11 protein-coding genes are annotated in these 13957 nt (G+C 24.8%); 2 read left to right on the forward strand and 9 right to left on the reverse strand.

Annotation, left to right across the window (positions count from 1 at the left end; genetic code table 11):
• The 8 genes from BM020_RS05425 to BM020_RS05460 form a co-directional block, all read right to left on the reverse strand.
• On the reverse strand, positions 1 to 204 hold a 204-nt coding region (locus BM020_RS05425), incomplete at its 3' end, for a hypothetical protein (RefSeq protein WP_143743958.1).
• A 395-nt stretch (positions 205 to 599) separates the two neighbouring features.
• Complete coding sequence (locus BM020_RS05430; protein WP_074798511.1) at positions 600 to 1739, reverse strand: pseudomurein biosynthesis D-Ala-D-Ala ligase; 1140 nt, start codon at positions 1737 to 1739, stop codon at positions 600 to 602.
• A 163-nt stretch (positions 1740 to 1902) separates the two neighbouring features.
• Complete coding sequence (gene hycI, locus BM020_RS09835) at positions 1903 to 2598, reverse strand: hydrogenase maturation peptidase HycI (RefSeq protein WP_083405376.1); 696 nt, start codon at positions 2596 to 2598, stop codon at positions 1903 to 1905.
• 121 nt (positions 2599 to 2719) lie between these two features.
• Positions 2720 to 3682: a methyltransferase domain-containing protein gene (locus BM020_RS05440; protein ID WP_067146135.1), complete on the reverse strand. Its 963-nt coding sequence runs from the start codon at positions 3680 to 3682 to the stop codon at positions 2720 to 2722.
• A gap of 237 nt (positions 3683 to 3919) precedes the next feature.
• Positions 3920 to 4363 carry a nickel-responsive transcriptional regulator NikR gene (nikR, locus tag BM020_RS05445; protein ID WP_067146133.1) on the reverse strand — a complete coding sequence of 148 codons (444 nt, stop codon included), beginning with the start codon at positions 4361 to 4363 and terminating at the stop codon, positions 3920 to 3922.
• 356 nt (positions 4364 to 4719) lie between these two features.
• Positions 4720 to 5175, reverse strand: a complete 456-nt coding sequence (locus BM020_RS05450) for a hypothetical protein (RefSeq protein WP_067146131.1) — start codon at positions 5173 to 5175, stop codon at positions 4720 to 4722.
• Between the two features lie 118 nt (positions 5176 to 5293).
• Positions 5294 to 5875, reverse strand: coding sequence for a pyridoxal 5'-phosphate synthase glutaminase subunit PdxT (gene pdxT / locus BM020_RS05455; RefSeq protein ID WP_067146129.1), 582 nt, complete (start codon positions 5873 to 5875; stop codon positions 5294 to 5296).
• A 415-nt stretch (positions 5876 to 6290) separates the two neighbouring features.
• A complete protein-coding gene (locus BM020_RS05460) occupies positions 6291 to 6758 on the reverse strand; it encodes a HEAT repeat domain-containing protein (RefSeq protein ID WP_067146127.1) in 468 nt (155 codons plus the stop codon).
• Positions 6759 to 7293: 535 nt separating this feature from the next.
• Between BM020_RS05460 and aksF the strand changes: the two genes are divergently transcribed.
• Both aksF and BM020_RS05470 read left to right on the forward strand, forming a co-directional pair.
• On the forward strand, positions 7294 to 8298 hold the full coding sequence (gene aksF / locus BM020_RS05465) for a homoisocitrate dehydrogenase (RefSeq protein ID WP_074798513.1): 1005 nt from the start codon (positions 7294 to 7296) through the stop codon (positions 8296 to 8298).
• A 129-nt stretch (positions 8299 to 8427) separates the two neighbouring features.
• Complete coding sequence (locus tag BM020_RS05470; protein ID WP_067146123.1) at positions 8428 to 9924, forward strand: class I adenylate-forming enzyme family protein; 1497 nt, start codon at positions 8428 to 8430, stop codon at positions 9922 to 9924.
• Positions 9925 to 9972: 48 nt separating this feature from the next.
• Here BM020_RS05470 and BM020_RS05475 read toward each other — a convergent pair whose 3' ends face one another.
• Positions 9973 to 13845 carry a C1 family peptidase gene (locus BM020_RS05475; RefSeq protein WP_074798515.1) on the reverse strand — a complete coding sequence of 1291 codons (3873 nt, stop codon included), beginning with the start codon at positions 13843 to 13845 and terminating at the stop codon, positions 9973 to 9975.
• Between the last annotated feature and the right edge of the window lie 112 nt (positions 13846 to 13957).

A 13957-nucleotide genomic window follows, 5' to 3' on the forward strand; every position in this document is an offset into this window, starting at 1 on the left:
AAAAGGACATCTAGCATAATTCATCCTAAAATAAGGAACATCCTTTTTAAAAATTAAATCAAAAGATTTAAAAACTTCACGACAAGAATTAAATAATCTTACAAAATGAGGATTTGAAAGAACAAAATCATCATTAAAATCGCAAAATATATATTGTTCAACATCTAAAATACTATTTGGAGCAATTGTTTTTTGTTTTAACATAAAAAAAACTTTGCTCCAACTCTTTATTAAATTTTACTATTTTTAAATAAAAATCAAACAATTTTTTAAGAAAAAATTCTAAAAACCACTACTTTTTATTAAAAAAATTTTCAAATCAACAAAGTTTTTGAAAGAGCCATAAAAGAATGATATTACAATGATATTATCATCAAAATTTGATAATAACAAAACAATATCATAGGATTTAATTAAAGAAAATAAGCAGTTTAATTAAAAATAGAAATAAAAATAGAAATAAAAACCAACTAAAATAACTCAAAGAACAAAAAATCATAAAGAAATAAAAACCAACTAAAATAACTCAAAGAACAAAAAATCATAAAGAAATAAAAACCAACTAAAATAACTCTAAGAACATGAATATAATTAAAGAATTAAAGACTATAATCATTACCTGTTAATTCTTTAGCTATTTTATAAGTTTCTTCAGGAGTATTTCCCCTAATAGTTATTCTTTGATAAGCTTTAGGGCCATGAAGTATAAAATTATTATTAATATACTCTTTTATAGGTTCTTGAGGTTCTGGACCTTTATAATTTCCAATTGGTATTTCTAAAGTATAAAAATCTTTCATTTCATTTTCAAGTTCATCTAGATTAAATTTTCCTATTGCAATATCTACAAGTAAATTCAATGGATTTAAGCCAGTACAAGCAAAGGACAAATATCTTGTTCCACTTGGACGAGTGTTTATTTCAATAGCATAGACCTTATTTTCTACTTTTGAATAAATTAAATCTATATCAATGGTTCCCTCAGATTTAAGGCTAGTTGCAATATCTTTAGCTATTTCTCTAAACTCTTCATTATCAAAATCTTCAAAGTCACAAGGCCCATATCTAAGTCTACTTATAGGATGAATTCCTTCTAAATTAGTTTCTCCTTTATAAACTGGCACTAATGGCAAATACTCTCCATTCCATCCTATAACTTCAATAGAAACTTCAGAACCTTCAATAAATTTCTCAATTAAAGCTTGTTTAAATTTGTCAAAATATTTTAAAACATCATCAAATTCACTAGCTATACAAATATCTTTACCACCTTGACCTTCTCTTTGTTTTAAAACAATTGGAAAGTTAAAACCTAATTTTTCTATAAATTCTTCCTCCCCATCAAAGTCATTTTTATTTAGAATCTTAGCAGGTGGAACATTAAGATTAATTGATTTAAAGAATTCTTTAGTTTTTATTTTATCAGAAGTAATAGAAACAGCATTGATATTAGAAGAAATTACAGGAATATTATGTTTTTCCTCTATTTCTTCTTTCATAATTGCCACATCCATTAATGGAGGATCAATACCAAGAAGAGGTACAATAGCATCAACTTCTTCTTTAATAGCTATTTCCATTGGTTTATCCATTCCTCTTGGAACTATATAATGTCTTGTTGATAAATTTAAATTAGGAGCCTCTTCATTTGATTCTGTAATTATACTTTCAATTCCTAATTTATCAACATGATAAGCTACATCATCATATAATCTTGATCCAATAAATAGTACCTTCATAAAATCACTTAAAAAAGTTTTAAAAAAAATTTCTAACTTATAGTTTTTTAAATTAAATTCAATTAAATTCTACAATCTAATTATATATTTAAAATCCTATTAAATAAAATTTACTTAAAAATAGAAAAATAAAATAATGAAAATAATAAAAAGATATGAAAGGTTAAATATTTAAAATCTTTGAAAATAATAATTTTACAAGTAAATCAGATGTTTCTTTAACTATATCAGATAATTCAAAGGATAAATCCATGATTTTAGGTTCTATTCCAATAAATAGAATCTCAAATTCATTTTCTAACTCTAGATATTTAATCAAATATGCTAATGACATTGAGTGTGTTGAAATGCTAATATCTACAATATTATCTTTATTTACAATGTTTATTTCACCTGCTTCTTTATTCATCAAACTAGCATCAACGATTATAATATGAGAAGGATTAGATTTTTTTATTAATCCTGTGAAATTTTCAGGAACAGAGCCACCATCTATTAAAAATGTTTTATTTAATCTTTTTTTTAATGACTCATTTACATCAACATTTAATTCGCAAATATACGAATTAAGACCATCATCTAGAGGTATATTTCCAGTGTTAATATCACATACATTATCAAAAAAATCTTCATTTTTATCTAGATTATTAGGTTCATTCTGATTAAGATTATTCTTGAAATTAGCTGGATCCGGATTATTCAATATGGATTCTTTTAAAAGAGATAATTGGTTAATTATGTAAGGCCCCAAACCATCATCTCCCCTAATATCATTCCCTATACCTAAAATAAGAAGAGAATCACAATTTTCTAAAAATAAGTCAATATCTTCACTAATTTTATCAAAATTATTTAACATTTTATCACAATAAATATATTCTAAAATCATTGAAAAAATTTTCACTTGAAATACAACTAAAACTTCATCTATTCACTAAAATTATCGGTCAATAAACAAAAGTAAAAAAATAAAAAAATATTTAATTATGAATAATTTCTAAAACTTCAGTTTTTATAGTTTCTAGTTCCCCACCCATAATATATTCCAATTTAATTCTAACTATATCTCCGCAAATTACTTCCATTTCTTCTATTGGAATCAAGAGAGAAGGGTTTAACATAGGTGTAGGGCCGCAAATAATATTTTCATTTAATCTTGTAAAACTTGTTAATTTTATACCATTGATTTTTAATTTATTTTCTCTAATATTAAAATTTTCTTTAAAATTAAATTTTTCAAATTTTTCCTTTGAGATTTCATCTTCAAATCTAATTTCTTCTAAATCTTCCTTATTAAAAATTTTTAAATCTATTATTGTGCTAAAATCAGGATCAATATCATCTAAAAACTTGAATTCGCTATAAATACTAGACTTAGCTAAAGTGATGTAAATCGGAGTGAATTCATCATCTTCATATTGTATAAAATGATTGTTCATAAAAATAGCTTCTGCTGAGTTGATTATAGAGTGTGGAATTATCACCCCATCCTCTTTTAAGAATTTTTTAGCATAATTCAATACAGGAACTTCTTCTTCATCAATTAAAGCAGTATCCAGCATTTCGCAAATGATTAAATCTGCTTTATCTTCCATCCTATTAAAATCAAAATTCAAGATATCTTCATTAAAAACTTGAATATTATCAAAATCTTTAAGGTTTTCCTTAGCTAATTTATAACTAGATTCATTTAATTCAATAGAAATGATTTTATCAAAATAATCACGGGCAAAATAACTTAAAACACCACTTCCACAACCTAAATCGAAAGCTATTTTTTTATCTGATTGTAAATTTGAATTTATATCATTATTTCTATTATCTGATAAATTGTAATCATTTTTCCTAGTTTTAGCATAATCATCTATAGCTTCCTTAAAAACACTGAGTCTTTCATAATCTTTTAAAAGCTTAAAATGATAAGAATTTAGATTAAACTTCATAATAACCCTTATAAAACAATGAATTTTTTAAATTTAAAAATAGAAAAAAATAGATAAAGTAATAATTAAAAAAATTAAATTAATAATTAAAAAAACACTTATAATAATAAATGAATTTATTAATAAATGAATTTATTAATAAATGAATTTATTAATAAATGAATTTATTGATAAATGAATTTATTGATAAATCTATTTATTAATAAATAATTAATATCAATGAAAAAAAGTTAGAAATTAAAGATGGCTATGATCATGACCTTTACTACGGTTTAAAGACTCACCACTTACTGTACTGGTGAGTTTTACATGCTCTACACCTTTAAGTCTCATCATTTTTTCTGTTAAGTCCCTAATTTGTGTAACTTCACCATTTACAACAATAACTTCCATACAATATTTATGAGTCATGTGAATATGCATACTTGCATTAATTTCTTCTCTAAAATCATGCTGGATGTCTGCTAAGTTTTCCATAACACCTGTAAAATGATGGTCATAGATAATAGTTATAACCCCTACTCTTTGACCTTCCATTTCATTCATCCATTGATATCTTAATATATAATCACTTAAAGCATCACGAATACCTTTTGAACGTGATTGGTAACCTCTGTCTTTTAAGACCTCATCAAATTCAGCTAAAAGCTTTTTTGGTAAAGACATACTTATTCTCATCATATTAAACACCTAAAACTACAATATAAATATTAAATAATAATTATTCATAAAAATTAATGATAAATTCATATTTTATATAGATTCATAACACTAATTATAAAATTATTATTCATATATATTAATATTATTACTTTATAGAATATAAATATTACTAAAAATTAGAAACTTTCCACCTAAAAATTATCTAAATTAAAGAATTTAAAAATCATATAATAAATTTTTAAAACTAGAAATCATAAAAACAAATGCAAATAATATCTTATAACTATAAATAATTTTATTGGTAAAAAATTGATTAAAATAAATATAATACAATGGCTTTAATAAAAAAAATAAAAAGTAAAATAAAATAAAGCTTATAAAATTTTATAATAATCTCCATTTTTTCTAGAAATAGCTTCAATAAGTTCTTTATTTTCTAAAGATAATAAAATATGATACATTCTAAAATCAGATAATTTTAAATCACCATATAAAAGATTTCCTTCAATTTCATATCTAGAAACAAAACCTTTACTATCAGCTAACGATTTAATAATTTCAAAAGAGGCTTTTTCTTTTTGGTTTAGCTCAGCAATAATTACATCTTCTTTTGAATCTACAGTATTTATCTCTCTGTCAACTTCTTTTAATTCAACTATAGAACCATTATAATAAACTAATCCCTTTGACTCTAAACTTTTTAATAAATCATTTAAATCATGTTCATAAATCCCTAAATCCTCTTTAAGAATAGAAACATCAATTTTATCTTCCATATACGATTTAATTTGATTTAAAATATTTTCTTCTTCTATAGTTATTGTTATCATAAATAAGACCTTAAAATATATTTTTTTAGAATTATTATAAAATAATTAAATAATTAAATAATTAAATAACCAAGTAAGTAAATAATAAATAATTAATAATTAATAATTAATAATTTTATTAGTTAGAAAGTACTAGGTTAATAAAATATTCATGTATTCTACTATCTTCAGTTAATTCTGGATGAAAAGAGATTGCTAAGTTTTTACCTTGTTTTATAGCAACAATCTCTCCATTATATTCTGCTAAAACTTCAATATCTTCTTTAGTTTCATCATATGAACATAAGACAGGTGCTCTAATAAATACTCCAGAATATTCATATCCTAAGATATTAATTGTATCTTCAAAAGAATCAACTTGTCTTCCAAATGCATTTCTACCTACTTCTATATCCATCAATTTTAAAATCGGTTGATTATAATCTGTTTTAGATGAAAGTAAAATCATTCCAGCACAGGTTCCAAATACTGGCAAATCGTTTTCTTTAATTACTTTATCAATTTCTCTTTCAAATAGAATTTTACCAATTGCAGTACTTTCTCCACCTGATATAATAATACAATCGCATTCTGCTACTTCATCTGCATATCTAACAGTTCTTGCTTCTCCATCAATACCCATATTTTCAATAGCTTTTTTTGTAATATCTAAATGTTCACTTACTGCACCTTGTAAGTTTAAAATTCCAACTACAACCATTTAATCACCAAATAAGAATAAAAATAAATAAAATAATTAAAATTAATGGATAAACCTTATAATCAAATTCTAAATATTCCTGTTTTTAATCTAATTATATTATGTAAAATAACATTAATAAACTTATAGACAGCAATTGAAAAATATAATTTCAAAAATTGTTTAATTTATAAAATGAACTTTAAAATAAAAAACTAAAAAGATCTAAAAAAGTACAAAGATAAATATATAAAAAAATAAAAAACTAAAAAAATCTAAAAAAGTACAAAGATAAATATATAAAAAAATAAAAAACTAAAAAAATCTAAAAAAGTACAAAGATAAATATATAAAAAAATAAAAAACTAAAAAAATCTAAAAAAGTACAAAGATAAATATATAAAAAAGTAAAAAAGTAAAAAAATGAATAAATTAATTATTCACTTTTTATTCTATTTATAGCGTCTTTTGCACCATATTGTACAAAAGAGCTTTCGTCTTCTAATAATTCTTCAAGTTTTGGAAGAGCTTCTTCAGCACCTAATGCACCTAAAATCCAACAAGCCGCACCTCTAACTCTCCATTTAGGACTATCTAATTCTGCAAGAACAGGTTCAATAGCTTCATCACCCATAGTAGTTAAAGCAGTAGAAGCCTCTCTCCTTACAAGTTTATTCCTATCACTTAAAGTTTTAACAAGTGCTGGAATAGCTCTTTTATCACCAATAGCTGCTAGAATTTGAGCTGCACCAATTTTAACATCTTTATTTCTTTCATCTAAAGCTGCAATAAGAGGTTCAACTGCTTCTTCACCTTTAAGTTCAAGTGAACCTATTGCTTCTTCCTTTACAAAATCATCAGAATCTTTTAAGTCCAATATAAAATCTTCAATAGATTTTTCCATAATAATACCATCCTAAAAATTAATTATCCAAAATATTTCAAGAAAATTTTAAAGTAAAAATTTAAAATCTACTAGCATTCTCAATTTTAATTCAATCATAGTGAATAATTATCTTATTTTTATTTTATAATTGAATTTATCTAATTATTATTATGATTTACAAGTATATAAATATTTCTACTTTATACGAACAATATCATAATATACAAATAAAAGTCAAAAACACAATTTGAAATTATAGTTAATGAATACAATGATGTATAAAAATACACATTAAGGTTTAAAATTACAAAAGATTAAAATATAAAAGAATATAATATTATATATAAATTATAAATTATATTAATTAAAATTACTAAAATTATTAAAATTATTAAAATTAAAATAATAATAATTAAAATAGTTATTAAAATAATTATTAAGATAGTTATTAAAATAAAAATTAAAAGTAATAATAATTAAAATAATTACTAAAATAAAAATTAAAATCAATGCATGATTAATAATTAATAAAAGAAAAAGGATTTTGTAAATAATGATAAAAATAGCAAGAATTGATGGTGATGGTATAGGTAAAGAAGTAACAGAAGCAGGAGTAGCTGTTCTTGAATCACTAGACTTAAACTTTGATTTTTACGAAGCAGAAGCTGGAAGAGAATGTTTTGAAAAAAATGGAACAACAATTCCAGAAGAAACAATAAAAGTAGCTAAAAATACAAAAGCTACTCTTTTTGGAGCAATAAGTTCAACACCAGGTGAAAAAAGTCCTATCATTGTACTTAGACAAGAATTAGACACTTATGCAAATTTAAGACCTATTAAGTCATTTAAAGGAATTGACTGCTTATTCAATGATTTAGATTTTCTTATTGTAAGAGAAAATACAGAAGGATTATACTCAGGTTGCGAAACAATAGATGAAACTAAAGATAAAGCAATAGCTCAAAGAGTAATAACAAAAAAGGCAAGTGAAAGAATATCAAAACTTGCTTTTGAAGAGGCAATAAGCTTAAAAAAAGAATCAGTTACTTGTGTGCATAAAGCAAATGTATTAAAAAAAACTGATGGAATATTTAAAGAGTCTTTTTATAAAGTAGCTCAAGATTACCCCAATATAAAAACTAATGATTATTATGTAGATGCAACTGCAATGTATCTTTTAATAAAACCACAAGAATTTGATGTGATTGTAACTAGTAATTTATTTGGAGATATATTATCAGATGCATCAGCAGGTCTTGTTGGAGGACTAGGGCTTGCGCCATCTGGAAATATTGGTGATAAACATGGAATATTTGAACCAGTTCATGGATCTGCACCAGATATTGCAGGAAACAATATATCAAACCCAATAGCTATGTTATTATCTGTTTCTATGATGCTTGAATATTTAAACGAAACTTATTGGGCTGAAAAAGTAAAAATTGCATGTGAAAATGTCTTAGAAAAAGGAAAAGTAAAAACACCTGATTTAGGTGGAAATAATAAGACAATGGACGTAGCAAATGAAGTAATTAAAGAAATAGAGAATTTAATATAGTATTAAAAATATTAAAAATCATAAAAACTAATTATTCTTAAATAAAACTAAATATCATAATAACTAGAAGAATAATAAAAAAATCACAAAATAAAACTAAATATCGTAAAAGGACTAAAGAGGAAAGATATGTTAAATATTACTACATTTCTAGATGCTAATGCATGTAGATTAGATAAAGATGTTTTTTATTGCCCTAGTAGAAATTTAAGATACAGTTCCAGCGAAATATTAACAATCGTATCTGGAATAGGGCAAAGATTAAAAGATAAGTATATTGAAAAGGGAGATAGAGTATTGATCTATTTAGATAACTCACCAGAATACATATTCTCACTACTTGCAATATGGAGAATTGGTGCAGTTGCTATTCCAACTAATAGAATTCTAACTGCTCCTGAATTAAACTATATGACTACAGATTCTGATGTTAAACTAATAATCACAGATAAAAATGCAAAGGAAACCATAAAAGACTTAAATATCCAATCATATATCATAGAAAATTGTGAAGGCTTTAAAGATAGTGAAATCATTCCTGCTGAAGAAACTGATTGGGATGATTTATGCCAATTACAATATACATCAGGTACAACTGGAAAACCTAAAGGATCTATGCTAACTCATGGAAACTGGTTTACTTCCATCCATAATGCTTGTGATGTATTGACTTTTAAAGAAAGGGATACATTCCTATGTATCTATCCAATGGCCCATGTAGGTATATCTTGGGCAATAGCTGCACTAAGAGCAGGAGCACTATACATAATGATGGAATTCTTTGAAATTAATCAATATTTAGAACTATGTAAAAAAGAAAAGGTAAGTGTTTTATCAGGTATGCCACCTGTAATTCACACTTTAACAAATCTTGAAGAAGAAAAAAGAGAAAATTTAGCAAGTGTCAGAGAGATTATCAGTGGTGGAGGACCATTACATAGAAAAATATGGAAGAAATTCATGCACCAATATAATATACCAATTATAAATGCATACGGGCTTTCTGAAACTATTGTAATAGGTACAGGAACTGTTATTAGACCTGAAGACTATGCTACAGCAGATAGATATGAAAGCGTAGGTCATCCTGTTTGTTTCTCAGAGCTAAAAATCGTTGATGAAGATGACCCCAATGAAACATTAGGCCAATATGAACATGGAGAAATAGCTTTAAGAGGTCCTGCAATAGCTAAAGGTTATTGGGGTATGGAAAAAGAAACAAAAGAGTCATTTCTTGAAGATGGATGGTTTTTAACTGGAGATATTGGTTATATTGATGAAAATAATCGTTTATTCATTACAGATAGAAAAAAAGACATGATCGTAATGAGTGGATGGAAAATTTATCCAACAGAAGTTGAAGAAATTTTAATCAAATATGCAAAAGTTGAAGAAATAGCTATCTTTAGTATTGGGGATTGTCATAGAGGAGAACTTCCTGTAGCTGCTGTTGTATGGAAAGATGAAAAAGATCCAGAAGGATTGATCTCTTATGCACAAGAATACTTAGCAAGATACAAAGTTCCAAGAAGGATATTTACAATGGATGAACTTCCAAGAGTGAATGGGTGGAAATTGCTTAGAAGAGAATTAAGGGAAATGTTCTCTGATGAAAAAGAGGAATAAAATCCCTTAATCTAATAATTTCTTATTATTCTTGTTTATTTCAATCTATTATTTTTTAACTTGAATAGTGTTTTTAATAGTTAATTTTCCATAGCTAGAATAAATAGTATATCTAGCTACCTTTAAGTTCTTAAGTATTAAAGTTGCTATTCCTTTTTTATTAGTTTTTACTTTGTATTTTTTGCCTTTAAACCTAAAACTAATCTTTTTATATTTTAAAATTTTACCTTTAGAATTTAATAATTTAGCAGTAAATTTAATTACTTTGGCCTTCTTTTTAGATATATTTTTTGTAATTATAGTTGGTTTAACAGTTATTTTATTTTTTACAAGAAACCCTTTATAATTAGCTGAAATAGTATAGCTTTTAGGATTTAAATTTATTTTAAAACTAGCATATCCTTTACTATCAGTAGTTCTATAATACTTTTTACCATTTATAATAAATTTAACAGACACTCCCTTTGCAGGATTTCCATAATCATCATAAACTCTAACTTTATAATAAGAACCTCCACCATAATAGATAATCAAATTTTTATTTTCTCTAATTCTATTAACTACCTTAATTTTTTGATTTAGTTCTTCTAAAGTATTAGGATTTGTAATTTTTACAGTATAAGTTCCAGATTTTAGATAGTTATTAATTTTAGCTATTCCATTACTATCTGTCTTTACATTATAAGTTTTTCCTGCAAAGATGATTTTTACATAGGTATTTGCTAAAGGACTAAAGCTTTTATCTAATAATTTTACACTGTATTTAGATCCATAGGTATAAACAGTATATAAATTTAAGATAGTTGTTTTAACAGTGATTAAAGAAGAATTTGATGAATTTATATAAAGTTTATCTCCATTGAACTTAATGTAAAATTTATAAACACCAGTTTTTAAACTAGTAATTATTGAAATTTCACCATTTTCATTAGTAAATTGACTATAAGTTGAATTATTTAAAGTATATATAAGTTTCTTTCCACTAAGTGGCCTTCCATCTTCATCAATTAATTTAATTTTATACTCTTTACCATTATAAATAGTTCCTAAATCATTAATGATTATTTCTGTTCTTTTTAGTGGAATTGTAAAATTATATAATATTTCATTACAGTTATAGATTGCATTATAGAGAATAATTTTAATACTATTAAATCCGGTATTTAAATCTGTTAAATTAATATATGCTTTTCCATCAACGGATTTTGTAGTAAAATTTTTATAATCTAAAATTAGGAATATTGTTTCATTGATTGGTTTTGAAAGGCTTATATTAACTAATGCATTATCTAAATCAACAGTAATATTTGCACTCATACTTACATTGATTTTAGTAATATTGAGATTTAAATTTTCAGATGATGAATTATTATAGCCACAAGCAATAAATTCTGCAGCTATTGTATTAAATCCTTCTTCAAAGATATAGCTAAGTTTTGCTACTCCATTAGAAACATTTATTGCTACAGTTGTATTAGATAAATTGAATATTACTTTACCACAATTAACAGGGTTTCCATATTGATTAGTAACATAAGCAGTGATATTTACTGGATTGAATAGATTACCAGAGATATTATTATAAGAAATATTTAATGAAGTTGTAGTGTTAATTATATCAAATACTGTAAATGCCTTAATACATGCAACTTGTGGGTTATTATAAGTATGACCTGGATAATCCATCCATCTTAAATTATATAAATCCTTCCAATTTTGACCATCATAACTAATAAATGAAATATTCTCTTTAAAAAATTCATTATTTAAACTTACACTCTCAGAGATTGGAACTCCTACATCTCCTGTTACATTTATTTTAAATACAATTTCAAAAATGTCTCCAATATTAAGGGGGATATGTTCATAAAGATCGATAGTCCAATAACCGGGATTAGAAAAACCAGATTTAGTTGATTTTAAAATATTATTAACATAAACAGACAATTCCCAATTGGTTTTCTTTTCAAAATAGGTAGAAACTGCAGATAAATATTCATTACCAGTTGCATTGAAAATATTTTTATACCATATAGTATTAGTTGTATTGAAGAAATAATCAGTTCTAGCTATATCATATTGGTAGTTTTTATCATATTTTATGCTATCATTTAAAATAAATGCAATTCCTGCATCATTTACACCTAGTTTAAGGGAACTAACATCATAATATGAAAGGTAGAAGTAACCATCATTACCCCAACCTTTTCCCCAACTATTTTTAACTATCCAAGCACCTCTTCCAGGAGCATGTGGGATTTTAATGCTATCATTCCATCCTACCAATGCTACTGCATGATTACAAGAAGAATTATCCCTATTATAAACATATTTGCCTATATATGAATCATCAGATTCATGCATTCCGATTGCAGTATAAACAGCACCATAATCCATAATAGCTCTTTTAATCATATCATTATCTGTAAAGCTATCTCTTTTTAAATAAACAATGTTTTGAACATGCATAATACTGTTTAAAACTGGGGATAAAATACTAGAATCATTATATACATCATCTTCTTCATAGACAGGACCTAACCAGCTTACTAGATAACCTAAAGCCATTTCATCAAACCCACCATCATTAGTTTCCTTATTCCAACCATAAGCTGAATATAATGCTGCTAAGTTTTTCATATTTTCTTCAGATAAATTTATTAAATCTTCACCAGAGCTATTTAAAGGGTTTAAAGATTTAAGGATTGCTGATTCAAGACTTGCAATAATTGCAAAAGCCCAACAATTTCCACCTTTTTTTTGATTTTTTACTGAGCTAACAAAACCATAATCAGCTAGATTATAATAAGCAGGAATATCTTCACTCCCATTATCTAAATTTACTCTAAATAAACTATAATCATCTGAAATAAAAATTAAATCTGATTGTTCATATAAACCATCTGGTGAAGAGTTATTTTCATAAAAATTATTATCCGTTATATTACAATTTTTGTTGAAGAATGAATAAATAGCACCAGCAGAGCTATTAGCAAAGTTATTTTTAAATGTATTATTTTCAATTAAAGGTCTATTTTTAATAAAAATAAACATTGCTCCACCATCATTTGCACCATTGTTATCAAAAGTAGAACCAATAAGAGTTAAATTACCATAAATTTGATAAATAGCTCCACCATAATATTTTGCACTATTGTTAGTAAAGTTACAGTTAGTGATATTTAAAAAACCACTACTAATAAAAATAGCTCCACCATAAAGTGCATAATTATTATCAAAATTACAATTGTTTAAAACTACACTAGAATTATTATAAGATAAAGAAGAAATTGCTCCACCACATGATGTACCTGAATTATCTACTTTTAAAGCAGTGCTATTACAAAAATTAACATTTGAAGCATTTAAAAGAGTAGAATTAGCTTTTAAAATAATTTGAATATTATTAAATGTAATATTTTTAATATTAAAAGTTCCAGTAACATTAAATGTGTGATTCCCTATAGGGTTATTGATAATTGTATTAGAGGAATCTTGTCCATAAATAGTAATATTTATATTATTATTAGAATTATATGGAGTATAATTATAAATACCACTAGCAAAATGAAGAATAGAATTAGGTCTTATTCTATCATCACAAAAATTCTTATATGGATTAGCAATAGAACCATCTCCTGTATCATCTAAAGCACTAGAATTAAAATAATATTCCCCAAGTGAATTAGATTCATAAGAATTATCAGACAGATATTCAGAAGCTAAATCATCACTTTCAATATCCTGTAAATTATCATTTATTGAATTTTCAATAGCTAAATTATCAGGTAAACCATTATCATTAACTAAGTCATCATCTACTGAACTAACATTAGTTTCAGCTGCAAAGCTAGTGGGAATAATAATTAATAACGATAAAACTATTGATAAAATAATAATTTTATTAAAATTTTTAGACAAGAAAAGTTCCTCCAATTTAATATATGATACAATTTTTCTTTTTTATTATATATAAATAATTAGTTAAAAAATTAATAAAACAACTAATAAATTTTTAAATTAATTAAAAAGC

Source organism: Methanobrevibacter olleyae (assembly GCF_900114585.1).
Classification (GTDB): Archaea; Methanobacteriota; Methanobacteria; order Methanobacteriales; family Methanobacteriaceae; genus Methanobrevibacter; species Methanobrevibacter olleyae.

Coding starts and splice junctions, on each gene's coding strand:
- BM020_RS05430 (WP_074798511.1), bottom strand. CDS start 1,739: ATGAAGGTACTATTTATTGGATCAAGATTATATGATGATGTAGCTTAT.
- hycI (WP_083405376.1), bottom strand. CDS start 2,598: ATGTTAAATAATTTTGATAAAATTAGTGAAGATATTGACTTATTTTTA.
- BM020_RS05440 (WP_067146135.1), bottom strand. CDS start 3,682: ATGAAGTTTAATCTAAATTCTTATCATTTTAAGCTTTTAAAAGATTAT.
- nikR (WP_067146133.1), bottom strand. CDS start 4,363: ATGATGAGAATAAGTATGTCTTTACCAAAAAAGCTTTTAGCTGAATTT.
- BM020_RS05450 (WP_067146131.1), bottom strand. CDS start 5,175: ATGATAACAATAACTATAGAAGAAGAAAATATTTTAAATCAAATTAAA.
- pdxT (WP_067146129.1), bottom strand. CDS start 5,875: ATGGTTGTAGTTGGAATTTTAAACTTACAAGGTGCAGTAAGTGAACAT.
- BM020_RS05460 (WP_067146127.1), bottom strand. CDS start 6,758: ATGGAAAAATCTATTGAAGATTTTATATTGGACTTAAAAGATTCTGAT.
- aksF (WP_074798513.1), top strand. CDS start 7,294: ATGATAAAAATAGCAAGAATTGATGGTGATGGTATAGGTAAAGAAGTA.
- BM020_RS05470 (WP_067146123.1), top strand. CDS start 8,428: ATGTTAAATATTACTACATTTCTAGATGCTAATGCATGTAGATTAGAT.